Here is a 23,761-nt window from a genome sequence, read left to right as displayed (position 1 = left end):
GGGTACGAAAGTTTGTGGCGCGAGTCGGAAAACCCACGCACAGAGGGGGTCTACGACTTCCGTCGGCGTGTTGGCGACGATCGCGCGACAACTCATTGTGACAGCGTTGGATGTGGATAGGCTGAGACTCGAGGAGGCGGCGATGGTCGTGGTGCGGATGTGGCGGCGGCTGTTCGGCGGGTCGGCGCGGGAGTTGGATGCCTCACGTGACGATCTTGTCGTGGTCGCGTCGAGTTTCGACGACGTCGAAGCGTGTTCGACGGCGCTGGATCGAGCGAGTGCGCTGGATCGGGAGGCCGACGCGGTGTTGCGTCATCATCTCCGGCTGCCCGCCGAGCGGATCGAGGCCGCGTGCGAGATCGCCGGATACGACGGTTACGAACGTGGTGCGTCCACGGTCGGGTCCGACGACCTGGTTCCGGTCATCTTGCAGCGGGTGCAACGGCTCGATCCGCTGACCTGTTCGCAGGAACGTTCGCGGATGGCCGGACTCGCCCAGCGCCACGACGGCGTCGCCGACGGCTGGGACGCCCTACAGCCGCCGCGTGGCGCCCCTTAAACTGCCCGAGCGGCGCAAAAGACCTTGCGCCACTTCCGCGCGCCCGAACTACAGTGGCGCAACGGTGTCGTCGAAGGAGAAGCAGAGCAGATGAGCGTGCGCAGCTGGCCCCAGGTGCTCGGAACCCTCGCCGACGGTGGCGACCTGGCCGCGGACGACACCACCTGGGTGATAGACGAGATCTTCACCGACAACGCCACCGCGGCCCAGATCGCCGCCTTCGGCGTCGCGATGAAGATCAAGGGCCCGACGCCGACCGAACTGGCGGGCATGGTGGCCGGGATGCTCGGGCACGCGCGGCTGGTCCACGTCGACGGCGACGCGGTCGATGTCGTCGGCACCGGCGGCGACCGTTCGGGGTCGGTGAACATCTCGACCATGTCCTCGGTGGTCGTGGCCGCGGCCGGGGTGCCCGTGGTCAAGCACGGGAACCGGGCGGCATCGTCGAAGTCCGGTGGAGCCGACGTGCTCGAAGCGCTCGGCGTGAAGCTCGCGCTCGGCCCCGAGTCGGTGGCGCGGTCGGTGCGCGAGGCGGGGATCGGTTTCTGTTTCGCGCCGCTGTTCCACTCCGGGCTGCGTTTCGCCGGGGCGGCGCGCAAGGAGATCGGCATTCCGACCGTGTTCAACGTGTTGGGGCCGCTCACCAATCCGGCGCAGCCGCGCGCCGGGCTGATCGGGTGCGCGTTCGCCGATCTCGCGCCCGTGATCGCGGGGGTGTTCGCGGCGCGTGACTCGAGCGCGCTGGTGGTGCGCGGGCGTGACGGGCTCGACGAGATCACCACCTCGGATGTGACCGATGTGTGGCTGGTCAGTGGTGGACGCATCCGGCAGACGGTGATCGATCCGACGCGGCTCGGCATCGTCCGCGTTGACCTGGACGACCTGCGCGGTGGGGATGCCGTGGTCAACGCCCAGGTCGCGCGCGATGTGTTCGCGGGAACGGCCGGGCCGGTGCGTGACGCGGTGCTGTTGAACTCGGCCGCGGCGATCGTGGCCTACGACCTGTCCCGAGGGGTCGGCGATGTCGATCTCGACCTGGACGCCGCGCTGGCCGGTGGGCTCGAGCGCGCCGCCGCCGCTGTGGACAGCGGCGCGGCGGCGAAACTGCTGCAGAGCTGGGCCGACCTCACCCAGACGCTCGACGAGAGCTGAACCCGAAGGCTCACTCCCCCAGCGAGAATCCGGCTTCCACATCCGCGCTGGAATAGGACTTGAAGGCGATGTGGGTGGTGGTGCGGACCACGCCGTCCACCTTGTCGATACCCGCGGTGACCACTTCGGCGATGCGCGCGTGGTCGCGGACGCGCACGATCGCGATCAGGTCCACGTCGCCGGCGCAGGAGTACACCTCGGCGACTCCGTCGGTGTCGGCGAGGGCCTGCGCGGTCTCGGGGATGCGAGAGTTCTGCGCCTGGATCATCACGATCGCGGTAATCATGGGATCACTCTAGAACTTCGGGCCGCTCGGTGGCCGCTTTGAACCGTCGCATCAGGTCACGACTCTTCACGCCGGGTGCCGATTCCACCGAACTCGACACGTCGACACCGTAGGGGTGGTGTTTGGCGATGACCTCGGCGACGTTGTCCGGGTCGAGGCCACCGGCCAGGACCACCTTGCCCGGTTGCGCGCGCACCCAGTCGGGGAATTCCTCGAAGACACCGGAGCCCGCGCTGGCGTCGTAGAAGAAGTATCGGCTGGCCTGCTCGGGTGCGGGCGGGTTCGACGAGCAGAAGGCCAGATTCGGCAGGTCGGCCCACTGGTAGAGCTGCACGATGTCGAACGCGTCGGCCACCTCGGCGACCTCGCTCGCCTCCAGGGCGACAGCGAAGGTGGTGATGCGGCCGCGCGCGTACTCGGCGAGCGCGCGTGCCTGTTCGGGGGTGCGATACCGCTTGCTCTTCGTCGTCACCATGACGCCGATCGCGGAGTACCCGAGCTCGACCGCCCAATCGATCTGCTCCTCGGTGGTCAACCCGCACACCTTCACGAACATCCGCCGCCACTCCTTGTCCTCAGGCCCCGCCACGCTGCGCGCAGTCGACGTCCATGATCCAGGACCCACGCGTCCCGGATCGACCAGGCCGCTGTGGCAGGCCGTCAGCGCTCGGCGAGGTACTGCTCCCGCTCGGATCTGGTGGTCGCGGCCGTGCGCGCGAGCTGCGCCCAACCGGCCCAGCGCGCGGCACCGTGCAGCGGCTCGCGATAGCCATCGCTGGTCCGCACGATCCTGGCGCCGGGTTTGGCGAGCCAGCGGGCGATGACGCCGACTTCCTCGGGGGGCGCGCCGCGTAAGGGCGGGATGTTGTCGTCGGGCTCGATAGTGACGCCGACGACAACGCTCGCGACGGGTGGAATTCCGTCGGCACGGGCATCGCTCGCGGGTGCGGTGGCGAGGTCTCCGGGCACGGTAGCCAGGTCGGCGGAGTCAACTGCGGCAGGGCGGCGCGCGGCGCCACTCGAGGCCGCGTCGCCCAGCTCGGGGATCACTGTTTCGGCGGCGGCGACTATCTGGTCGACCACAGCCATCGGCGGGGTACCGCGTGCGGCGGTGCCCGCGGCGGCGAGGCGGCCGTAGCGGATGACGGAGAATTCCCAGCCGCCCGCGTCGTCGGGCAGCGCGATGATCAGCTCCGCGAGGCGGGCCAGCGCAGCCAGGCGCTGGGTGCGGTGGAGTGTGCTGACAACGGTGGCGGCGCGGTCGCGCAGCCGGGCGGCGGCTTCGAAATGTTCTGCGGCCGAATGGGTTTCGATACGTTCGATCATCGCGCGGAGCACGGTGTCGGCGCGGCCGGTGAGCAGGTCGCGGACCGCGGCGACGGCCGGGGCGTAGCCGGGCACGTCGAGGTCACCGTCGTGCCGTGCGGCGGGGCAGCCGCCGACGACAGCGGGCGGACAGACGTGTTTCGCCGTGCGGGGCAGGCGGGTGGCGCAGGTTCGCAGGCCGGCGAATTCGGCGATCGTCAACGCCACATCGACGGCGTCGGTCCGAGAATTGAACGGCCCCAACGCTGTTCGGGTCGGGGTGCGCACGGTCACCAGCCGGGGGAAGGCCTCGTCACTCAGCGTGAGCCACCACCCACGCCGGGGGAACTTCGAGCGGCGGTTGTAGGGCGGTGCGTGCGCGGCGAGCAACCGCAACTCGCGCACCCCGGCCTCGAGACCGTGCGCACACACCACGTGGTCGACCCGAACGGCAAGTGCCACCATCTCTTTCATCCGGCCACGGGTTTCCGAACCGGTGAAGTAATTGCGCACGCGGCGACGCAGATTCACCGCCGTCCCTATATAGAGGACTTCGTCCGACGGTCCACGGAAGAGATAGACGCCGGGCGCGGCGGGCAGATCGGTCGCGAAAGTGCGCTTGGCGCGCTGGGTTCCGGTGACACCGGGCAGATAGTCGAGCAGCTCGGTCAGGCTGTGCACCCCCTGATTGCCGACCCGCCCGATCAACGCGTGCAGCACGTCGACGGTGGCGCGGGCGTCATCGAGCGCGCGGTGCGTCGGCGTCGTCGACGCACCGAGGATCTGCGCCAGTACCCCCAGCCGCGCCGACGGCGCCTCGTCGCGCGTGAGCACCCGCCGCGCCAGCTTCACCGTGCACAGCACCTGCGGGTTCGGCCACACGATGTCCTGACGTGCCGCGGCCGCCTTGAGAAACGCCGTGTCGAATCGGGCGTTGTGCGCCACCAGCACCGCCCCCGCCGCGAACTCGAGAAACCCCGGCAGCACCCCCTCGATCCGCGGCGCCTCGTACACCATCGCCGTCGTGATCCCCGTGATCTGCACGATCGCGGGCGGAATCGCGTACCCCGGATTCACCAGCGTCGCGAACTCCCCCAGCACCTCACCCCCACGCACCTTCACCGCCCCGATCTCGGTGATCGCATCCCGATCAGCGCTGGTCCCGGTCGTTTCGAGGTCGACGACAACGAAAGTCGTGGCATACAGCGGAGTATCGAGCTCATCGAAGGCCAACTGCCGTGCGGCAGCGGGGAGCGGAGCGGGATCGGGCACGGCGAGCAGCGTAGGACGGGGGTCCGACAAGCTCGGCAGGCCTTCGGAGCCGATAATTCGGTGCGAGACTTTCGTTCCGGTGCGAACAAAATGCCCAAGATCAAACTGATTTGTGACCGGGCTCACATTCTTATCGAATTCACATCAGTTCATCAGAATTCAACGGGTAATCGGCCTTACCGGTCTGCGCGCACCGCGATCGACGGCGCGCCGCCCGCGAGGTGGACCACCCGGCGAACGTGCGACGATTCCCCCAGGCGCCCACCACCTGCGGGTTCGCCGATTCGCGGAGCGAAAGCCGCCGCCCGCGGCCTATTGGCGACGCGCCGGTAGCACTCGGAAATCTCGGTCGACGTGACCTGGCGTTATCGTTTCGTGATCGGGTGTGACCCAGCTCGCACGCATTCCTCGGTGATATCACCCAAAAACCCCTTTGGACCGATGTCCGACTTTACAAACCCCCGTGATGTCTTCGTAACCTTTTCGAGACCTCACGGAGTCCCGCCGACCGGAAACGGCCGACGAGACGAAGCCCGCCGCGTCATACGGACACGTCGTCGTGGGGCAGATTGGAAGTACCGCATCATGGCGAACAACACCGTCAAGCGTCAGGCGCTGCGTGCCGTTGCCGTCGGAGCCGTCGGCGCTGCCACCATCGGCGCGTTCCTCCTGCCGGCCGCCCCGGCATCGGCGACGCCGGTGACCGTGCCCGGCATCGGCACCTTCGAGGTGCCGAACGAGATTCCGCTGCCCCAGGGTGTCCCCGGTATCGAGATCCCGTCCGCGCCGCCGGTTTTCACCGCGCCGCGCGCCACCACCGCCGACATCGCCCTCGATGCCGCGATGAGCAAGATCGGCTCGCCCTACGTCTACGGCGCCGCGGGCCCGAACGCCTTCGACTGCTCGGGTCTGGTCCAGTGGTCCTACGCCCAGGCCGGCATGGACCTGCCGCGCACCAGTGGCGCCCAGCTGGGCGCGGGCACCCCGGTCTCGATCGACGACCTGCAGCCCGGCGACATGGTGTCGTTTTACGGCGGCGGCCACTCCGGCCTGTACGCCGGCGACGGCAATGTCGTGCACGCCGCCACCTCGGGCACGCCGGTGCAGCTCGCGCCGGTCTCCTCGATGCCCTTCGCGGGCGCTCGCCGCTTCTGATTCCAGGCCGGTCGATGCGCGATTCACGGGGAAGTGCGCACCGTCACGGCACTGATCGTCGGGGGTACGTGCGCCGTCCACTGGGTTGGACGGCGCACGTATCTTTACTGGACACGCACGCGTGCGGTTCCGTAACCTGATCGAGACCTTCTCGGCTGACGAGGAGATCGCGCTCAGGTATTGCGCTGTATCGGCGGACAACGAGAGAACGGGGCACGGGCCACTGTGACTGGACACCACCGGAATTCGCGCGCGACGCGTGGTTTCGCCGGAACCCTGTCCGCCGCGATCCTGGTGTGCGCGATCTACACCGCCGGTCCCTCCGGCGCCGATCCGGTAGCCCTGCCGACCACCGCGTCCGACGCGATCTCCCGGATGGTCGACCTCTCGCGCCAGGCCGAACAGCTCAACCAGCAAGCCCTGACCGCCCAGATCGACCTCGACGCCAAACTCGCGCTGCAACGCGAGGCCGACGACAAGGTCGCCGCCACCTCCGCCGTCGTCGAGGCCGCCCGCGCCGAAGTGCGCAAGTTCCAGCCGATGATCGACCGCACCGCCGTGGCCGCCTATACCGGCGTGCGCACCAACAGCATGTTCGCCGTGCTGTCGAGCGGTTCGCCGCAGCAGTTGCTGGACAAGGTGTCGACCCTGGACGTGCTCGCCCAGCAGACCACCGACACGGTCCGCCAGTTCAAACAGGCCGCCGACGCCGCCACCGCGGCCGACACCGTCGCCCGCACCGCCGCCGAAGCCGCGCATACCGCGACGGCCGCCGCCGATACCGTGCGCGCCGACGTCGAACGCAAGCGCCAGGATCTCGCCACGTCGACAACCTCCGTGGTCGAGGCATGGAGCCAGCTCTCGGCCCGCGACAAGTCGACGCTGGCCGGTTCACCCTTCCCGCCCGGCTTCGACCGTGATTCGCTGCTGGCCGGGCTGGTCCCCGGCAGTGGCACCAGCGCGCTGGCCGCCGCCCTCACCCGCGTCGGCGATCCGTATGTGTGGGGCGCCACCGGACCCGATCAATTCGACTGCTCCGGGCTGGTGCAGTGGGCGTTCAAGCAGGTCGGTAAGAACGTGCCGCGCACCAGTTCCCAGCAGGCGGGCTACGGCACGCCGGTGTCCAAGGACGAACTGCTGCCCGGCGATGTGATCCTGTTCTATCCCGACATCACCCACGTCGGCATCTACGCGGGCAACGGAATGATGGTGCACGCCTCCACCTTCGGTGTGCCGGTCGCTGTCGCGCCGATCAACACCACCCCGTACCACTCGGCCCGGCGATACTGAGCCAGACCGGTGACCGATCCGTCGTCTTCCCGCTCGGGCCTGCGTTCGTGGTTCTCGTCGAACGGCCGCCTGGAATTCTGTATCACGCTCGCCTCGATCACGCTGCTGACCGGGGCGTGCGTCGCACTGATCCTGGTGCCGCGCAACGTAGGTGGGTTGCAGCTGGCCACCGATGAGGCCGAGGTGCTCGACACCTCCGAAGGCATCGACAACCCGCGGCTGAGCCCGGTGCGCCGCGACCTGCAGCCCTACGGCCCGATCGTGGTGCGTGAAGTCGCCGCGTCCGAGGCGCTGCTGGTGGCCCATCCCAGTCATCGCGGCGACCTCGAGGTTCTCGAACAGCAACTGGGACAGGCCATTTCGGATGTCAGCGCGGTGTGGGGCACCGACTGGAATCGCGCGCCCGTCGTGATCGTGGCGAGTACGCCTGCCGAATTCACCGCACTGACCAGGTCCGCCGGTGCCACCGGCGCCGACGTGGCCGCCGTGTCGCTCACCGGGTCCTACGCGCCCGGCACCCAGCCCACCGACCAGCGCATCGTGTTCAACCCCGACGCGCGCCGCCGAGTCGGCGACGAAGGCTTGGCCACGCTGCTGCGCCACGAACTGACCCATGTCGCCACCAGGGCCGACACGACCGACGGCGCACCGCTGTGGCTGCTGGAGGGCTTCGCCGAGTACGTCGCCCAGCGCGATCAGGCCACCACCTTCTCCCAGATCGCGCCCACGCTGACCACGCGGTTACGCGCGGGCACCCTGCCCACCGAGCTGGTCGCCGACGCCGATTTCACCGGGGTCGACGCGGCCTACGCCTACGAGAGCGCGTGGAGCACCTGCGCGTTCATCGCCGATCGCTACGGCACCACCGCCCTCATCACGCTGTACAAGCGGCTGGCGACCGGCCCGCAGTCCCCCGCGGCGCAGGATGCCGCGTTCAGCGCCGCGCTCGGAGCCTCGCGCGCCGAGCTGCTCGACGGCTGGCGGGCCTGGCTGCGCGGTCGCGCTGTCTGACCACGTCCGCCCACCTGTCAGCCGACCGATTAGGTTGTTCTCTTATGGCCCGAACTCTGCTGGTTACCAACGATTTCCCGCCTCGGCCGGGCGGAATCCAGTCGTATCTGCAAGCACTGTCGAATCAGCTGCCGCCCGAGAACCTGGTGGTCTACGCGCCGCGCTGGCGTGGTGACAGCCACGAGAAGTTCGACGCCGCGCAGAAGTTCCAGGTGGTGCGGCATCCGACGACGCTGATGCTGCCGACCCCCGCGGTGATCAAGCGGGCGGGCGCGCTGCTGCGCGAACACGACTGCGACACCGTGTGGTTCGGCGCGGCCGCGCCCCTGGCGGCGATGGCGCCGATGCTGCGGCGCGCGGGCGCCGAGCGCATCCTGGCCAGCACCCACGGCCACGAGGTCGGCTGGTCGATGCTGCCCGGATCGCGCCAGATCCTGCGGTCGATCGGCGAGCACACCGACGTGGTGACCTATGTCAGCAAGTACACCCGTAGCCGTTTCGCCTCGGCCTTCGGTCCGCACGCGGCACTGGAGCACCTGCCGCCGGGGGTCGACCCGGGCGAGTTCCGGCCCGACCCGGCCGCGCGGGAAGAGCTGCGCGCCCGTTATGGGCTCGGCGAGCGCCCGACCGTGCTGTGCCTGTCGCGATTGGTCCCGCGCAAGGGCCAGGACATGCTGATCGTGGCGATGAACGAGATCCGCGAGCGCGTCGACGGCGCGGTGCTGGTGATCGCGGGCGGTGGCCCCTACGAGCCGCGGCTACGCGGGCTGGCCGAGGCGCTCGGCGTGCAGGACAGTGTCGTGTTCACCGGACGGGTGCCCTCGGGCGAGCTGGCCGCCCATCACACGATCGCCGACGTGTTCGCGATGCCGTGCCGCACGCGCGGGGCGGGCCTCGATGTCGAGGGCCTCGGAATCGTCTTCCTCGAGGCATCGGCGACCGGGGTCCCGGTCGTGGCCGGTGATTCCGGCGGTGCCCCCGAGACCGTGCGCGAGGGCGAGACCGGGATCGTGGTGCACGGCCGGTCGGTCTCGCAGATCAGCGACGCCATCGTCGAGCTGCTCACCGACCGGGACAAGGCGGCCGAGATGGGCGCCGCGGGCCGGGCGTGGGTGGAGCGGAACTGGCATTGGGACCGTCAGGGTGCCCGCTTGCGGGAACTGCTGCGGTGACACCTTGGCCGCGCCCGGTGTCGCGTGAACTACGCTCAGCCAGGTGAGCAGTATCCAGGTCGCAGATCAGACCTTTCTCGCCGCACCGGGCGCCGCGATCGCCGAGGTGCTGAGCGCCGCGAACAACTGGCGCCGCTGGTGGCCCGATTTGCGCCTCGACGTGCGCGAGGATCGCGGCGACAAGGGCATCCGCTGGACGGTGGCGGGCGCGCTGACCGGCACCATGGAGGTGTGGCTCGAGGCCGTCCCCGACGGGGCGATCCTGCACTACTTCCTGCACGCCGAACCCGCGGCTGAGCCGAAGTCGGCGCGCGCGCTGGCCGCGGCCAACCGGGCCCGCCGGGTCGCGGGCCGGAACATGGCCTTCGAACTCAAGGCACGCCTGGAAGCCGGTCGCCCCGCAGGCGTCGCACCCACGGTCTTCATCTCGACCTGAGGCACGTTCTCGGCGCGCCTCCGCCTCTGGACTGACCGGAGGGTGCGACGAAGGAGTGCCCGGAGGGAGGGAAGAGGTGGAGTTCAGCGCCGAGAACCCGCGGCACCAGCCGCCAAAGATACAGAAAGAGGGCTTGGCTGCCATGGCCGACCGGACTCAGAGATCGATTCTCATCGACGCACCGTCGCAGCAGGTGATGGCCGTTATCGCGGATCTGGAGTCCTACCCGGAGTGGGTGGCCGCCGCGAAGTCGGTCGAAGTCATCGATCGTGATGCCCAAGGGCGCGCGGCCACCGCCCGGTTCGTGCTCGACGCGGGCGTCGTCAAGGACACTTACGTGCTGTCCTACACCTGGCGCGCCGACGGCAAAGCGGTGAGCTGGCGGCTGCTCGAGGGTGACCTGCAGAAGGCACAGGACGGCAGCTACGAACTCCTCGACCGGCCGGGCGGCGGCACCGAGGTGGTCTACGAACTCACCGTCGACCTGAACATCCCGATGATCGGCATGTTCAAACGCAAAGCCGAGAAGGTCATCACCGATACCGCGCTCAACGAGCTGAAGAAGCGGGTCGAAGGCTGAGCGCCCCGGGCGGTACCCGCGTCGAACTGTTCGTCGGCAAGGGTGGTGTCGGGAAGACGACGCTGGCCTGCGCGACGAGCATGACCTATGCCCGCTCCGGTCAGCGTGTGCTGATCGCCTCGCTGGATCAGGCCCATTCACTCGGTGACGCGCTCGGTTTTCGTTTCCCGCACGACCCGGGCACCGTCGCCGGGGTGGCCAGGGTGGCACCCGGCATCGAGGTGATCGAGATCGATTCCCTCGCCCTGCTCGAGGACCGCTTCCGCGATGTGGTGGCGATGCTGGCCAAGGGCGGTGGCCACGATCACGGCTTCGACCTGACCGCACTGGATCCGGCCGAGCTCACCGGGCTGCCCGGGGTGCAGGAACTGCTGATGCTGGTCGAGATCGGCCAGTACGCCGAGGAGAACGACTGGGACGTCATCGTCGTCGATTGCCCGCCCTCGGCCGACATGCTGCGCATCGTCACCGCCCCCGACACGATGCTCAATTATCTCGAGCGGCTGTGGCCCAAGCACGAACGCACGATGAGCGCGATCGGCCTCGATCTGCGCAAGGCGGTGCTCGCCGCCGCGGTCGAACGGATCGTGGTCGCGGTGACGCAGGTTCGCGATCTGCTCGCCGACCGCACCCGCACGAGCGCCCGCCTGATCACCGGCCCCGAACAGGTCGCCGTCGCCGAGGCTCGTCGAGTGCGTTCGGCGGCCGCGCTGCTCGGCCTGCGGATGGATGCCGTCGTGGTCAACAAGGTCCTGGCCGCGGTGCCCCCGCCCGGCGACAACGCCCACCCGGCCGTGCACTGGTACCTCAACCGCCGCGCCGAGCAACTCGAAGTGGTGGCGCGGCTGCACGAACAACTCACCGACGTCCCGATCCTGATCGCCCAGCACGCCGGTGCCGAACCGGTGGGGGTGCATTCGCTGTCGGCGTTCTCCTATTCGGTCGACACGCTGCCCGCCCCGCACGCTCAGGGAGCGGATTCGGGCGAACCGATGGTTCGATGGGAGTCCGGCTCCGGTGTCGACTCCGTGTACGCGATGCGGATGCGGCTACCGGTGGTCGATCCCAGCACCTTGCGGCTGGGCCGAGTGGAGGACGATCTGATCGTGGGAGCCGACGGGGTACGCACACGCGTACGGCTCGCGCCGGTGCTGCGACGCTGCACGGTGGCGGGCGCCGAACTCGACACCGGTCACCTCGTGGTCCGCTTCCGGCCCGATCCGCGGGTGTGGCCCGCCGATCCGAACTACACGAAGGCCACCGCAGATGAGCACTGACTCCCAGTCCGAGCGCCACGGCCACGACGGCTTCGCCGAGTTCACCGAGGAGCTGCGCCTACTCGCCGAAGTCCTACTCGCCCGCGTCGAACCGGTCCTGCGCCGCACCGCGGCCGACGGCCAGGCCGACCTGGGTGGTTGCGCCTGGTGCCCCGTGTGCGCGGCCGCCGCGCTGGTCCGCGGCGACCACCACGACGTCGTCGCCGCCCTCGCCGACCACGGCACCTCCATGGTGACCGTCCTGCGCGAAGCCCTCGCCGGCATCCCGGTCGAACCGGTGATGCCCCCGGAATGGGCCGATCACGCTGCGGGACACCCGGATTCGGGCACCCGTCCCGGCACCGACGCCAGCGGGCGTTCGAGGTACCCCGCCGAGCCCGACGCCACGTCCGGTCAATCGCCACAGGCCGCTCCCACCGGCGGCCATGACCCCGGCTCCACCACCTCCGACCGGCCGCAGCAGCGCACAGTTGCCGCACAAGCCGACGTCGGCGCAGGCCCGCGTCGGGGCACATCCCGCCAGAACGCCTCCGCCGCCCGGCGGCCCCGCAGAGTGGACGAGTACTCCGCTCCCCGCACCGCTCGCACGCCGCAGGCCCCCCACATCGCTGCCGAGCCGGCCGACGCAGCCGCGGCCGACTCGGGCACAGGCGCTTTCGCCACCACCGCGCCATCAGCAGCCGACAACACGTCCCAGCGCCGTCGCCCCACCGAGGATCGGTCGGCCACCGCCCGCGCGCCGCGCTCGCAATACGTCGACATTCCGGTGACGATCCGGGGATGACCAGCCGGATCGACCCTCAACACCTGCTCACCGTCGGGATCGACGTGGGTGGCACGAACATTCGCGCCTCGGTGGTCGATGCCGGGGGCGAGGTGCTCGACACCGTGCAGGCGCCGACCCCGCATTCGGCGCGGGCGCTCGAGGACGCGATCGACCGCTCGGTGCGCGAGCTGGCCCGGCGACATCCGATCGCGGCGGTCGGGCTGGCCGTCGCCGGTTTCATCTCGACGGATCAGTCGACGGTCCTGTTCGCCCCGCACCTGCCATGGCAGAACGCCCCGGTCGCCCAACGGCTCACCGCGCGCCTGCGCCTACCGGTGATCCTCGAACACGACGCGAACGCCGCGGGCTGGGCCGAATATCGCTTCGGCGCGGCGGCGGGCGGGCAGACGGTGGTGCTCGTCGCGATCGGCACCGGCATCGGCGCGGCCCTGCTCATCGACGGTCGGCTCTATCGCGGCAGTCACGGCATCGCCCCTGAACTCGGCCACCTGCAGGTCGTCCCCGAGGGTCGCGCCTGCCCCTGCGGCAAACACGGCTGCTGGGAGCGCTACTGCAGTGGCACGGCACTGGCCGACACCGCCATCGAGATGCTCGCCACCGACCCCGTGCGTTCGGTGCTCGCCCGTGACGTGCTCCGCGATCCGGGTTCGCTCACCGGCCGCCGGGTCGCGGGCGCGGCCCAGGACGGCGATCCCCTGGCCGTCCGGGTGATGGCCGACTTCGCCCGCTGGCTCGGCCTCGGCCTCGCCTTCGTCAGCGACCTGTTCGATCCCGACCTCGTGGTGATCGCCGGCGGGGTGAGTAGTTCGGCGCCGCTGTTCCTCGACGAGGCCCGCGAGCACTACGCCGATGCGGTCACCGGCGCCGGGCATCGGCCGCTGGCGCGGCTGCGCACCACCCAGCTCGGCGAGGCCGCCGGCATGATCGGGGCCGCGGAATTGGCCAGGGCGGCGGTCGATGTGCCGGTGGCCGGTCGCGTGGCGAGATAAGGGTCACAGGCATGTGGTCCAGCTACCATCCTGGGTTGGTTGTGACCTGCGACCAGCGGTAAAGTCGTTGTCCGACGAGGCTCTACACGACCATCACGGTCCCGGGGAAAGGACGCCATGTTCTACTGGCTGCTCAAGTTCGTTCTCGTGGGGCCGTTCATGCACGTGTACAACCGGCCCGAGGTCGAAGGGGTCGAGAACATTCCGACCGACGGACCGGCCATCATGGCGGGCAATCACCTCTCCTTCTCCGACTGGCTCTTCGCTCCCCTGCTGAGCCCGCGCCGGATCAACTACCTGGCCAAGGCGGAGTACTTCACCACCCCCGGCTTCAAGGGTCGGCTGCAGAAGTTCTTCTTCAGCGGCACCGGCCAGTACCCGATCGACCGCAGCGGCGCCTCGGCCGCCGAGGACGCCCTGACCGCCGCCACCAAGCTCCTCGACGAAGGTCGCCTCGTCGGCCTGTACCCCGAGGGCACCCGTTCCCCCGACGGCCGTCTCTACAAGGGCAAGACCGGCATGGCGCGCCTCGCGCTGGAGACCGGCGTCCCGGTGATCCCGGTCGCGGTGATCGGCACCGACAAGGTCTCGCCGCCCGGGCCGTTCAAGTGGCGTCGCCAGAAGGTCACCCTGAAGTTCGGTGCGCCCCTTGATTTCTCGCGGTACGAGGGGATGAGCGGTAACCGCTTCGTCGAGCGCGCCGTCACCGACGAGGTGATGTACGAACTGATGCGCCTCACCGGCCAGGAATACGTCGACGTGTACGCCCACAGCCTCAAGAAGGGCGTCGCGCCCACCGACAACCAGATCGACGCCACCCGGATCCCCGAAACCAAGGCGAGCTGAGCCGAACCTGTTGCGCCGCATGATGAGCTGACTCGCCGACCGCTCCGCTCCCACGCGCGATTGTCACGTGCCGGGCAACACCGAACCGTTCATGCGCCGAGCCTCCGTCGCCAATGCGCAATCGTCTGTCGTTGCCCGGACACCCGCGCGCCCGATTGGTAGCCTTTGCCAGGCACTGGCCGACGGGCAGGTGGGTCACCAGACGTGGCGACGTCGGCGGACAGCGAGGTAAACATGGCCGGAGGCGAATCCGACGAGGGTCGCGTCGTGCCGTTCACCCGGCGCAGACTCCCACGCGACGGCAATCCGCCCACCGGCCGGGTAGTACGCAGCGCGCGCTTGGCCGCGGTCCCGGTCGCCTACGCGGGCAGGCGCATCGCGGGCTTCGGCAAACGCGCGGCGGGCCGCGATCCCGCCGACGTGGACCGGGACATCCGCGTGCGCACCGCCGAGCACCTCTTCCAGGTACTCGGCGAACTCAAGGGTTGCGTCGCGAAACTGGGCCAACTCCTCGGCCTGCTCGAACTCGGCCTCGCCCCCGACCTGGCCGAACCCTACCGCCAAGCCCTTGCGCGCCTGCACGATTCGGCGCCGGCCATGCTGCCCAGCGCGGTCCACGCCGAACTCGCCGAACACCTCGGCCCGCAGTGGCGTTCACTGTTCCTCGAATTCGACGACCGCGCCTCCGCCGCGGCCTCGGTGGGCCAGGTCCATCGCGCGCGCTGGCACGACGGCACCCAGGTCGCGGTCAAGGTCATGTACCCCGGTTCCCGCCGCGCGGTACTGGCCGACCTGCAAGCCCTGCGCCGCGCGACCCCGCTGTTCACCGCGCTGCTGCCCGGCGCCGACACCCGCCCGGTGGTCGAGGCGCTGTGCGACGAGATCCGGGACGAACTCGATTACGCCCGCGAGGCCGTCAACCAGCGCGCCTTCGCCGCGGCCTTCGCCGACGACGCCGACGTGCTGGTGAGCCGGGTGATCGCCCAGCGCGGCGACGTCCTGGTCACCGAGTGGCTCGACGGTGTTCCCCTGTCCCGCTTGATCATTCGCGGCCATGCCGACGAACTCGACCGCCTCGGCGTGTTGATCATGCGCTTCCTGTTCTCCGCCCCCGCCCGCGCCGCCCTCGTCTACGGCGACCCGCACCCCGGCAACTTCCTTCGCATGCCCGACGGCCGCCTCGGCGTCGTCGACTTCGGCGCCTGCACCCCCTGGCCCGCCGCCTTCCTCGACGTCGCGAGCGACGTGGGCGCCGCGGTCATCGCCGACTCCCCCACCGACCTCGAGGCGGCCATGCGCCGCCACGGCTTCGTAGCCCCCGACCGCGACCTCGACATCGCCACCGTCGCCGCCCGCCTTCAACCGGTCCGCGAGGCCCTGCTGGCCCCCAGTTACCCGCTCTCGGCCGCCTGGCTCCGCGAACAGGTCCGCCTCGCCACCGACCTCCGCCTCTCGAACGTCCTGCGCCAACTGACGATGCCCCCCGGCCACACCCCCATCCTGCGCTCCTTCCTCGGCGGTCTGGCAGTCCTGTGCCAACTCCACACTGCCGTCCCCCTGCGCGCCGAATGCACCCGCTGGTACCCCGAAACCGCCGCGGCGGCGGGGCTGTAGGCGGAGCCCATCACCCAGCTCAGCGCTCGCGGAGCCGGGTGATGGTGTGGGCGATGTCGTCCACCATGCGGTCGAACATTTCATCGGGGTCGGTGCGGGGAACGTCCATGGCTTCGCGCAGGTGCGGCACGTCGAGGTCGGGAAAGCGATCGAGCCAGCGCCTCGGCATCGGAGAGTCGTCGACACCCGGCTGACCGAGGTCATGGCGGTAGTCGACGAGTAGGGCGAAGGCGTACAGCCGCAGGGTCAGGTCGCGGTGCACGAACAGCGCGTCGGGCATGCTCAGGCCGAGGCCGGTCAGGAAGCCGAGGAAGGCGTCGGGCGCGGTGAGGCGCCTCGGGTGCAGGCGCACATCGCCGACTTGCTCATCGAGCGAGAAGAGCAGCGCACGCGGATGCGCACGGTTCGTTTCGCGTCGCAGGCGGCAGTACTCGGCAAAGCTCGCCCGCCAATCGCCCGGATCGAGTTCGGGCTCAGGCCATTTCGCCAGCCAGAGTTCGACCGCCCGGTCGACGGCATCCTGCCGGTCCCGGACATGGCGATACAGCGCACGCACGGTCACCCCGAGATGTTCGGCGAGGACCTGCATCGTCACCGCACGGAACCCGTCGCGCCCGGCCAACTCGAGCATGGCCGCGGCGATCAGGTCGGCGTTGAGCGTCGGCCGCCCGCCGCGGGCGACCGGACTTCGGCGCTGACGCCCTGGTGATAGCTGGTCCGGCACTCCTGCACGATAACCCAGGCGCTTGATGTTCACACCTCATTGACATTAATGCGATGCCGTCGCAGACTGGGGCCGGTCGCCCCGAACGACAGCGGAACTGCCGCGCGCCGGAATACCGCCGCCGCCGTGCCGCGCAAAGATCTCCAGCAAGAAAGGTTGTCCCCGTGACACACAGCGAACTGCGAAACCCGCACCTCGATCGGCTGATCGCCGAGCTGCAGCAGCGAAGCACCGACCAGATCGTCGATATCGGTGACCATTTCACCGCCCGCGCCGAACGTGGCGAAGCGCTCGATCCAGGCACGATCGACAACGACGCCACCCGCTTCCTCGCCGACAAATTCGTCGCTCTCGACCACGACAAGGCACTGTTCTGCCACCGCCTCTGCCTCGCCCTCCGCGCGAAATGCGCGGTAGAAGTGGGCACTTCGTACGGCGTCTCCACCCTCTATCTCGCCCAGGCGATCCACCTGGTCGCCACCGAAGACGGACGACCCGGCGTGGTCATCGGCACCGAACACGAACCCGCCAAGGCCGCCGGTGCGCGCGAGCACCTCGCCTCCGCCGACCTCGACCGATACGTCGATCTCCGCGAGGGCGACCTCCGCGAAACCCTTCAGCACATCGATCAACCCATCGATTTCGCCCTGATCGATATCTGGCCGGTCATGGCCCGTCCCGCGATCGAATTGATCGCACCCCACCTTCGCCGCGGCGCCGTCGTCATCGTCGACAACACCGAGAACCGCCCACCGAGCTACCGCGACCTGTTCGACTTCATCGATGATCCAGTCAATGGGTTCACCACCCAAACGCTGCCGTTCGAAGGAGGTTTGGAGATGGCGGTCAAGCTCTGACGCGCCAACCGTGTTCGGCCTGCCGTACGGCATCGTTCATGTTCCGTTGCCTTGCTAACGACCGCGCGTTACGACCGGTGCCGCACCGTAAGGCTTATGGCTGTCTCGGATTTCGCGATGTCTCGGCGCACGCTGTTGCGCGCAACCGCACTCGGTGTGGTGACTGCTCCTGCCCTGGTGGCCTGTGGTGATGACGGGCCGGGGCTGGTGCGGGCCCGGCCGACGCTCACGCACGGGATCGCCGTCGGTGATCCGCGCAGCGATGGTGCGCTGATCTGGGCACGGTCGGACACGCCCGCCACGCTGGTGGTGGAAACCTCGGCGAGCGAGACGTTCAGTGACGTCAAGCGGTTCACCGGGCCGCTGCTCACCCCGGCGACCGACGGCACCGGGCGGGTACGGGTGAACGGTCTGCCCGCCGGACAGCTCGTGCACTACCGGGTGCGTCTCGAGGGAGAAGACGGTGCGAGCTCGGAATCTCTGTCCGGCGTCTTTCGCACGGCGCCGACCGCGCCAGCGGATATCTCGCTGCTGTGGTCCGGTGACGTCGCGGGCCAGGGATTCGGCATCAACCCCGACCTCGGCGGCATGAAGGTGTTCTCCGCCATGGCCGCTCGCGACCCGCACCTGTTCCTGCATTCCGGCGACTGCATCTACGCCGACAACGCGCTCAAAGAATCGGTGACGCTGCCCGACGGCCGGATCTGGCGCAACGTCACCGCCGAAGCCAAGAACGCCCCCGCGGAAACCCTCGACCAGTTCCGCGGCAACTACGCCTACAACCTGACCGACGACAACTACCGCCGGTTCAACGCCGCCGTCGCCCAGATCGTCCAGTGGGACGACCACGAGACCACCAACAACTGGTCCCCCGGCGGTACGGTCGCCGCCGACAAGGGCTACACCGAGCGCAGCATGGACACCCTCGCGACGCGTTCCTGGCAGGCCTTCCACGAGTGGATGCCGTTGGAGCCCAAGGAAGCCGTCGACGGTCGCCTCTACCGCAAGATCTCCTACGGCCCACTCCTGGATGTCTTCGTCCTGGACATGCGCGCCTACAAGGACGCCAACACCGCCAATACCGCGCCCACGGGCCAGACGCTCGGCGCCGCCCAGGTCAAGTGGCTCACCGACAGCCTGAAGGACTCCAAGGCCACCTGGAAGATCGTCGCCGCCGACCTTCCCCTCGGCGTGGTCGTCCCCGACGGCAAGACCGCCTTCGAAGGCCCCGCCAACGCCGCCCCCGGCGCACCCTCGGGCCGCGAAACCGAGATCGCCCAGGTGCTCTCGTCGATCAAGGCGAACAAGGTCAGCGACGTCGTGTGGCTCACCGCCGACGTCCACTACACGGCGGCGCACCACTACTCCCCGGCCCGCGCCGCCTTCACCGATTTCGACGAGTTCTGGGAGTTCGTCTCGGGCCCGCTCAACGCAGGCGCGTTCGGCCCGAACCCGCTCGATCCCACCTTCGGGCCCGACGCGGTCTACGTCCACGCGCCGCCCACCCCCAACACCTCCCCGATGGACCCGGAGTACCAGCACTTCGGCGAGGTGAAGATCGACGGCCGCACCGGAGAAATGACCGTCAACTTGTGCGACGCGACCGGAAAAGTCCTGTTCACCAAGCAACTCGCGCCTACGCGGAAATAGGTGCGAAGTACCCTGCGCAAGAACCGCGCACCTGTGGTTAGCTATGCGGTCATGGGCACGCCGCAGACCGTCATCTCCGAAGAATATCTCCCCACCGATACGGCGGATGTCGTTCGCACTGTGCGTGATTCGCGCGGGCGGTCGGAACGGTTGACGGTGCGCGGCGGCGAACAGACCGAAGAGTCCTATGGCCTGACCGATCAGCGCGGCGCGCTGTCGCTGCGCAAGATGAACTCGGTGCTCGACATCAACCTGGGCAGGCGCACCGTGCGCGTGCAGGCGGGCGCGAAGCTGTCCGAGATCGACCGCCGCCTCGGCGCGCACGGTCTCGGCCTGCCGGTGGTCGGCGATCATCGCGACATCACCGCGGGCGGCTTCGCCTCCGTCGGCGGGGTGAGCACCGCCTCGCACCGCTACGGCATGTTCATCGACCAGATCGTCGACCTCGAGTACGTCGATCCCGACGGCCGGATCGGCACCTGCGGGCGCGGCCACCACACCGAGCGTTTCCACCGCATCCTCGGCGCGGGCGGTCGCGCGGGCATCATCACCGCCCTCACCCTCGACGTGGTGGAGGTCGACAAAGACCACACCATGCTCACCACCGACGCCGACCGGTTCCTCGACTTCGACTCGTTCGTCGAGCACGCGACCAACGAGATCACCAACCCCGGCAGCGCGGCACTGCAGGTCGGCCGCTGGGTCGACACCGCCCCGCTGAAGGTGGCGCGCCCCGTCGGCACCGGCCAGGTGACCCTCGGCGCCGTCCGCTTCGGGCAGTGGTCGAGCCTGTACCCCACCGCCCCCACCCGCGGCCTGCGGGCCCGGCGCGAGGTGGGCACGCGCACCCGGAAGTCGTTGGGCGCCATCGCTTCCGCCGCGGGCGGCCGCGCGGGCATGCCGGTCCGCAACGCGGCGGCGGGCGCGCTGATGTTCGCGCCGAAGGTACTCACCATGCGCGACGCCGAGTACCTGGCCGATACCGTGATCAACTCCTCCGAGCGCGGCCCCGCCTACCGTGTCGGCGTGTTCGCCCCACTGGCCAATTACGGTTCGGTCTTCTACGGCCTGCACGACCTGTTCTCGGCCCACCGCGAACGCTCGGGCTGCTTCACCGTCATCTCCGCGATGACCTACGGCGTGCGCTCGGAGTACCTGCGCGCCGAAGCCGCCGCACGCGGCCTCACCCCCGCCGACTACGGCCTGATCACCTTCACCTGCCGCCTGCGCCCCTCGGCCCTGCCCTCGGAGCAGCTGCGCGAGATCGTCTCCGGCATCGACGACATCTGCCGCTCCGAGCAGGCGCTGCGCTACAGCGTCTGAGGCACAACGCCTCGGCAGAGGACGCACGACGGGCGATGATCACCCGTCGTGCGTTTCCCGCTGCCGCCATGGTGTCGGCCGCGGGCCGTACCCATCCCGGTCACCGACAGTGCACACGTTCGGGCACAAGCGGTTCGGCGATTCACCCGGCTGCGCGTGTTCGCAGGATGTGATACACCGCGAATCCGCTGGTCATGCCGGATTCACCATCGACAATCTGACTATCAGGCATATCCATCTCCCAGTGGATGGGATAGCGGGCTCTACGGATCACCCGGAGAAAGTGTGATGTCGGTTACGCATTCCGATCGTTCGTCGGATGCGGGCCCCATCCTCGAAAGGACCTCCGATGGTCGCTTCCACTCCGACACCCACCGCGGACCGCTGGACTCCACGCCTGATCTTCTCGCTCGCCTCGATCGTGCTCCTCCTGGAGATGCTCGCGGTGAGCTACATGATGATCTCGACGGCCCTACCGTCGATCGCCGCGCATTACCAGACCACCCAGGGCGCCTGGCTGCTGACATCGTTCCTGCTGGTCGGCGCCGTCACCGCGCCGCTGATCGGCAAGCTGGCGGACATGTACGGCAAGCGCAAAGCCCTACTCGGTTGCGTGGCCGTGGCGGCGGCGGGATCGTTGCTGTCCGCGGTCGCGGGCAGCTACGCGGTCCTGATCGCCGGTCGCGCGCTCACCGGCCTGCTCATCCCCTGCCTGTTCTTGAGCTATTCGCTGATCCGGGACGTGTTCCCGGCGAAGACGATCGCGCTGGCGGTGAGCATCGCGACCAGCGGCATGGGACTGATCGCGATTCCCGCGCCGTTCCTCACCGGATGGCTGATCGACAACTTCGGATTCCGCAGCATCTTCTGGTTCTTCGTCATCGGTCTCGCCGTGCTCGGCGCCCTGATCTTCTTCACCACGGCCGAATCGGCGGTGCGGCTGCCCTCACGAATCGATCCGCTCGGAGCGGTTCTGCTCGGCGGCGGTATCGCGGGCATTCTCATCGCGGTCAGCTTCGGGCCCACCTGGGGCTGGCGTGACAGCTCGACCATCGCTTACCTCGCCGGTGGCGTGGTGTTGCTGGCGGCGTGGCTGGTGAGTGCGCGAGTGCTCCGGGAACCGCTGATCGACCTGGATGTGCTCGGCCGGCGTTCGGTGCTGCTCACCACCATCGGCGCCGGACTCTGTTACGGCGCCAGCGGTCTGTTCACCATCCTGTTGCCGATGCTGGCCATGACACCTGCCGTGCTCGGGCTCGACTACGGATTCGGTGTCACCGCCGAGGGTTTCGCGATCTTCCAGGCCCCGGTAGGGCTGATGGTGGTAGTCGGCGGTGTCGTCGTCGGGTTGCTTGTCGGCCGCCGCGACGTCCGCCCCCGCGTTCTGATGACCATCGGCATGCTGTTGATGGCCCTCGGATTCGCGTTGACCGCGGCCGTGCACGACAGCAAGCCGCTGCTGATCGTCTTCGCGGGCATCTTCGGCACCGGCATGGGCATGGCCTACGCCGCTATCCCGAATCTGCTGATCGAGGCCGTGCCGCCGCAGTTGCAGGCAGGTACCGCCAGCATCGTCGGGGTCTCGCAGAGTGTGTTCCCGGCCGTCCTGCCGGTGATCGCGTTCACGATCATGAACAACTCCTACATCGCACCCATCCCGCCGGAGATGACGCAGGGCGCGGTGTTCTATCTGGACCGCGGCTTCACGATCGCCTTCCTGATCGGCGCCGTGACCGCGCTCATCGGCGCGGTTGTCGCCGCGGCATTGCCCCGCCGGATCGTGCAGCTGTCCGCTCCGCGCAAGGTGGCGGGACCCGAGGAAGAAGGGCTCGTGTTCGCGCACTGAGGCATTCGATGCACTGAGCCGGTCGTGCGGTCGCACGGCCGGCTCGGTCGTTCTCGGGCCACCCAAACGAAAACGGTCGCCGCGACTCCCTCGGTTCGAGGGTGTCGCGGCGACCGTGTCGTGTTGTCTCAGTGCTTCTCGGCACCCAGGTAGTACTCGAAGACCAGGCCCGCGGCGGCGGCGAGCACGAGCACCACGCCGAGACCGATCAGCCAGAACTGGAAGAACGCCAGGCCGAGTGCGGTGACCGAACCAGCGGCCGCCAGCAGGATGGGCCAGAAGCTACCGGGCGAGAAGAAGCCCAGGTCACCGGCACCGTCGACGATCTCGGCCTCTTCGTAGTCCTCGGGACGCAGGTCGATGCGACGCGCGACGAACCGGAAGTAGGTGCCGATGATCAGCGACAGGCCCGCGGTCAGCACGATCGCGGTGGTGCCTGCCCACTCGATACCGGTGCGCGACTGGGCGGTGAAGAACCCGTAGACGATGCCCACCAGGATGAAGAACGCCGTGAGCAGTTCGAAGATCCGCGCTTCGATCCTCATATCAGAATCCTCACTTGCTCTCGTTCACCGAAGCGCTCTTGGCATCGCGCTTGGTGTTGAAGGGGTACGTGGAGGTGGCCACCGGCGACTCGCCGATCGACGCGAGCGCCTCACCGTTGGTCAGCCCGGACTCACGCGCCTTGATGTACTGAGCGAACTTCTCCGGCGAGACCGCACGGACCTCGAAGTTCATCATCGAGTGGTAGGTGCCGCACATCTCGGCGCAACGGCCGACGAAGGCACCTTCCTTCTCGATCTCCGAGATCTGGAAGACGTTGTCGGACTGGTTTTCCTTCGGGTTCGGCATCACGTCGCGCTTGAACATGAACTCCGGCACCCAGAAGGCGTGGATCACGTCGGCGGCGGCGAGCTGGAACTCGATGCGCTTACCGGTCGGCAGCACCAGCACCGGGATCTCTTCGCTGGAGCCGAAGGTCTCGATCTTGTCGTAGTGCAGGTACGAGAGGATGTCGTTGGCCGGCTTGCCGTGCAGCGGACCCGGCTGCGGGTGACCCTTGTCGTTCTTGAGCTCACGGTATTCGGCGAGCTGCTCTTCGTTCAGCAGCTCCTTCTCCGTGTCGATGCCGTTGTAGGTGAGACCGGCGACGTTGTTCACGTTGCGGTAGCCGAACTTCCAGTTCCACTGGAAGGCGGTCACGTCGACGGTGACATCCGGATTGTCGGTCTTCTCGTGCACGTAGTTCTGCACGACCACGGTGAAGTAGAACAGCACCGCGATGATCACGAACGGGATCGCCGTGTAGGTCAGTTCCAGCGACACGTTGTAACCGGTCTGGCGCGGGAACTCCGGGGAGTTCTTGCGCTTGCGGTGGAAGATGACCGTCCAGAAGGTCAGGCCCCAGACCAGCACGCCCATGGCGAGCGCGGCCAGCACCGACCAGGTCCACAGCTCACGCATCCGGGTGGCCTGCGGGGTGATACCCGAGGGCCAGCCGAACCGGAGCCAAACATTGTCGATCGAGCAGCCCGAGACGAGCAACGCGGTCATCCCCAGGGACACCGCCAGCCCGGCCCGCCGAAGGACCCGGCCCTGCCGGCCCTTCTCGGGTCGTGCCCCGATCTCT

The 23,761-nt window shown here is 68.7% G+C and carries 23 protein-coding genes; 17 read left to right on the top strand and 6 right to left on the bottom strand.

Features of this window, described 5'->3' with window-relative positions:
• The first annotated feature begins 142 nt into the window (after positions 1-142).
• On the top strand, positions 143-559 hold the full coding sequence (locus ACQHI0_RS04445) for a hypothetical protein (RefSeq protein WP_427909076.1): 417 nt from the start codon (positions 143-145) through the stop codon (positions 557-559).
• A 90-nt stretch (positions 560-649) separates the two neighbouring features.
• Positions 650-1,711, top strand: a complete 1,062-nt coding sequence (gene trpD / locus ACQHI0_RS04440; protein WP_427906652.1) for an anthranilate phosphoribosyltransferase — start codon at positions 650-652, stop codon at positions 1,709-1,711.
• Positions 1,712-1,721: 10 nt separating this feature from the next.
• Here the strand turns inward: trpD and ACQHI0_RS04435 are convergent, their stop codons facing one another.
• From ACQHI0_RS04435 to ACQHI0_RS04425, 3 genes are all read right to left on the bottom strand, one after another.
• Positions 1,722-1,997 carry an Lrp/AsnC family transcriptional regulator gene (locus tag ACQHI0_RS04435; RefSeq protein ID WP_427906651.1) on the bottom strand — a complete coding sequence of 92 codons (276 nt, stop codon included), beginning with the start codon at positions 1,995-1,997 and terminating at the stop codon, positions 1,722-1,724.
• Positions 1,998-2,001: 4 nt separating this feature from the next.
• Positions 2,002-2,553: a phosphoribosylanthranilate isomerase gene (locus ACQHI0_RS04430; protein ID WP_427906650.1), complete on the bottom strand. Its 552-nt coding sequence runs from the start codon at positions 2,551-2,553 to the stop codon at positions 2,002-2,004.
• Positions 2,554-2,657: 104 nt separating this feature from the next.
• Entirely contained in the window at positions 2,658-4,574 is a 1,917-nt protein-coding gene (locus ACQHI0_RS04425) for a DEDD exonuclease domain-containing protein (protein ID WP_427906649.1), read from the bottom strand.
• A gap of 585 nt (positions 4,575-5,159) precedes the next feature.
• Here ACQHI0_RS04425 and ACQHI0_RS04420 point away from each other — a divergent pair.
• The 11 genes from ACQHI0_RS04420 (at position 5,160) to ACQHI0_RS04370 (ending at position 15,731) form a co-directional block, all read left to right on the top strand.
• Complete coding sequence (locus ACQHI0_RS04420) at positions 5,160-5,729, top strand: C40 family peptidase (RefSeq protein WP_427906648.1); 570 nt, start codon at positions 5,160-5,162, stop codon at positions 5,727-5,729.
• A 225-nt stretch (positions 5,730-5,954) separates the two neighbouring features.
• A complete protein-coding gene (locus tag ACQHI0_RS04415; RefSeq protein ID WP_427906647.1) occupies positions 5,955-7,019 on the top strand; it encodes an NlpC/P60 family protein in 1,065 nt (354 codons plus the stop codon).
• Between the two features lie 9 nt (positions 7,020-7,028).
• Entirely contained in the window at positions 7,029-8,030 is a 1,002-nt protein-coding gene (locus tag ACQHI0_RS04410; protein WP_427906646.1) for a peptidase MA family metallohydrolase, read from the top strand.
• A 44-nt stretch (positions 8,031-8,074) separates the two neighbouring features.
• Entirely contained in the window at positions 8,075-9,202 is a 1,128-nt protein-coding gene (locus ACQHI0_RS04405) for a glycosyltransferase family 4 protein (RefSeq protein ID WP_427906645.1), read from the top strand.
• Positions 9,203-9,245: 43 nt separating this feature from the next.
• On the top strand, positions 9,246-9,638 hold the full coding sequence (locus ACQHI0_RS04400) for a polyketide cyclase / dehydrase and lipid transport (RefSeq protein ID WP_427906644.1): 393 nt from the start codon (positions 9,246-9,248) through the stop codon (positions 9,636-9,638).
• Between the two features lie 142 nt (positions 9,639-9,780).
• Positions 9,781-10,218, top strand: a complete 438-nt coding sequence (locus ACQHI0_RS04395; RefSeq protein WP_427906643.1) for an SRPBCC family protein — start codon at positions 9,781-9,783, stop codon at positions 10,216-10,218.
• The gene (locus ACQHI0_RS04390) at positions 10,215-11,495 is read left to right on the top strand and encodes an ArsA family ATPase (protein ID WP_427909075.1); all 1,281 of its coding nucleotides are present in this window, start codon (positions 10,215-10,217) and stop codon (positions 11,493-11,495) included. The genes ACQHI0_RS04395 and ACQHI0_RS04390 overlap by 4 nt, the downstream gene beginning before the upstream one ends.
• Positions 11,485-12,279 carry a hypothetical protein gene (locus ACQHI0_RS04385; RefSeq protein ID WP_427906642.1) on the top strand — a complete coding sequence of 265 codons (795 nt, stop codon included), beginning with the start codon at positions 11,485-11,487 and terminating at the stop codon, positions 12,277-12,279. Before ACQHI0_RS04390 ends, ACQHI0_RS04385 begins: the two co-directional genes overlap by 11 nt.
• Positions 12,276-13,271: an ROK family protein gene (locus ACQHI0_RS04380; protein ID WP_427906641.1), complete on the top strand. Its 996-nt coding sequence runs from the start codon at positions 12,276-12,278 to the stop codon at positions 13,269-13,271. Before ACQHI0_RS04385 ends, ACQHI0_RS04380 begins: the two co-directional genes overlap by 4 nt.
• A gap of 117 nt (positions 13,272-13,388) precedes the next feature.
• Positions 13,389-14,117, top strand: coding sequence for a lysophospholipid acyltransferase family protein (locus ACQHI0_RS04375; protein ID WP_427906640.1), 729 nt, complete (start codon positions 13,389-13,391; stop codon positions 14,115-14,117).
• Between the two features lie 234 nt (positions 14,118-14,351).
• The gene (locus ACQHI0_RS04370) at positions 14,352-15,731 is read left to right on the top strand and encodes an ABC1 kinase family protein (RefSeq protein ID WP_427906639.1); all 1,380 of its coding nucleotides are present in this window, start codon (positions 14,352-14,354) and stop codon (positions 15,729-15,731) included.
• Positions 15,732-15,750: 19 nt separating this feature from the next.
• Here ACQHI0_RS04370 and ACQHI0_RS04365 read toward each other — a convergent pair whose 3' ends face one another.
• Positions 15,751-16,455: a TetR/AcrR family transcriptional regulator gene (locus tag ACQHI0_RS04365; protein ID WP_427906638.1), complete on the bottom strand. Its 705-nt coding sequence runs from the start codon at positions 16,453-16,455 to the stop codon at positions 15,751-15,753.
• Between the two features lie 164 nt (positions 16,456-16,619).
• Between ACQHI0_RS04365 and ACQHI0_RS04360 the strand changes: the two genes are divergently transcribed.
• From ACQHI0_RS04360 to ACQHI0_RS04345, 4 genes are all read left to right on the top strand, one after another.
• Positions 16,620-17,312 carry an O-methyltransferase gene (locus ACQHI0_RS04360; RefSeq protein WP_427906637.1) on the top strand — a complete coding sequence of 231 codons (693 nt, stop codon included), beginning with the start codon at positions 16,620-16,622 and terminating at the stop codon, positions 17,310-17,312.
• Between the two features lie 96 nt (positions 17,313-17,408).
• Positions 17,409-18,962, top strand: a complete 1,554-nt coding sequence (locus ACQHI0_RS04355) for an alkaline phosphatase D family protein (RefSeq protein WP_427906636.1) — start codon at positions 17,409-17,411, stop codon at positions 18,960-18,962.
• Between the two features lie 51 nt (positions 18,963-19,013).
• Positions 19,014-20,285 (top strand): FAD-binding oxidoreductase, encoded by a 1,272-nt coding sequence (locus ACQHI0_RS04350; RefSeq protein ID WP_427906635.1) that lies wholly within the window; start codon positions 19,014-19,016, stop codon positions 20,283-20,285.
• Positions 20,286-20,634: 349 nt separating this feature from the next.
• On the top strand, positions 20,635-22,131 hold the full coding sequence (locus ACQHI0_RS04345) for an MFS transporter (protein WP_427906634.1): 1,497 nt from the start codon (positions 20,635-20,637) through the stop codon (positions 22,129-22,131).
• A gap of 128 nt (positions 22,132-22,259) precedes the next feature.
• Here the strand turns inward: ACQHI0_RS04345 and ACQHI0_RS04340 are convergent, their stop codons facing one another.
• Together ACQHI0_RS04340 and ACQHI0_RS04335 are read right to left on the bottom strand one after the other, a co-directional pair.
• Positions 22,260-22,676, bottom strand: coding sequence for a cytochrome c oxidase subunit 4 (locus tag ACQHI0_RS04340; protein ID WP_101463622.1), 417 nt, complete (start codon positions 22,674-22,676; stop codon positions 22,260-22,262).
• A 10-nt stretch (positions 22,677-22,686) separates the two neighbouring features.
• Positions 22,687-23,685, bottom strand: a complete 999-nt coding sequence (locus tag ACQHI0_RS04335) for a cytochrome c oxidase subunit II (RefSeq protein ID WP_427909074.1) — start codon at positions 23,683-23,685, stop codon at positions 22,687-22,689.
• Between the last annotated feature and the right edge of the window lie 76 nt (positions 23,686-23,761).

This window comes from Nocardia sp. FBN12, from assembly GCF_050320175.1.
In the GTDB taxonomy this organism is placed as follows: domain Bacteria; phylum Actinomycetota; class Actinomycetes; order Mycobacteriales; family Mycobacteriaceae; genus Nocardia.
Note: the sequence above shows the minus strand (reverse complement) of the source record. Positions and strands in the feature narration are given on the sequence as shown.

Coding starts and splice junctions, on each gene's coding strand:
- ACQHI0_RS04355 (WP_427906636.1), top strand. CDS start 17,409: ATGGCTGTCTCGGATTTCGCGATGTCTCGGCGCACGCTGTTGCGCGCA.
- ACQHI0_RS04445 (WP_427909076.1), top strand. CDS start 143: ATGGTCGTGGTGCGGATGTGGCGGCGGCTGTTCGGCGGGTCGGCGCGG.
- ACQHI0_RS04345 (WP_427906634.1), top strand. CDS start 20,635: ATGGTCGCTTCCACTCCGACACCCACCGCGGACCGCTGGACTCCACGC.
- ACQHI0_RS04350 (WP_427906635.1), top strand. CDS start 19,014: ATGGGCACGCCGCAGACCGTCATCTCCGAAGAATATCTCCCCACCGAT.
- trpD (WP_427906652.1), top strand. CDS start 650: ATGAGCGTGCGCAGCTGGCCCCAGGTGCTCGGAACCCTCGCCGACGGT.
- ACQHI0_RS04420 (WP_427906648.1), top strand. CDS start 5,160: ATGGCGAACAACACCGTCAAGCGTCAGGCGCTGCGTGCCGTTGCCGTC.
- ACQHI0_RS04340 (WP_101463622.1), bottom strand. CDS start 22,676: ATGAGGATCGAAGCGCGGATCTTCGAACTGCTCACGGCGTTCTTCATC.
- ACQHI0_RS04375 (WP_427906640.1), top strand. CDS start 13,389: ATGTTCTACTGGCTGCTCAAGTTCGTTCTCGTGGGGCCGTTCATGCAC.
- ACQHI0_RS04395 (WP_427906643.1), top strand. CDS start 9,781: ATGGCCGACCGGACTCAGAGATCGATTCTCATCGACGCACCGTCGCAG.
- ACQHI0_RS04385 (WP_427906642.1), top strand. CDS start 11,485: ATGAGCACTGACTCCCAGTCCGAGCGCCACGGCCACGACGGCTTCGCC.
- ACQHI0_RS04335 (WP_427909074.1), bottom strand. CDS start 23,685: ATGACCGCGTTGCTCGTCTCGGGCTGCTCGATCGACAATGTTTGGCTC.
- ACQHI0_RS04380 (WP_427906641.1), top strand. CDS start 12,276: ATGACCAGCCGGATCGACCCTCAACACCTGCTCACCGTCGGGATCGAC.
- ACQHI0_RS04435 (WP_427906651.1), bottom strand. CDS start 1,997: ATGATTACCGCGATCGTGATGATCCAGGCGCAGAACTCTCGCATCCCC.
- ACQHI0_RS04370 (WP_427906639.1), top strand. CDS start 14,352: ATGGCCGGAGGCGAATCCGACGAGGGTCGCGTCGTGCCGTTCACCCGG.
- ACQHI0_RS04405 (WP_427906645.1), top strand. CDS start 8,075: ATGGCCCGAACTCTGCTGGTTACCAACGATTTCCCGCCTCGGCCGGGC.
- ACQHI0_RS04430 (WP_427906650.1), bottom strand. CDS start 2,553: ATGTTCGTGAAGGTGTGCGGGTTGACCACCGAGGAGCAGATCGATTGG.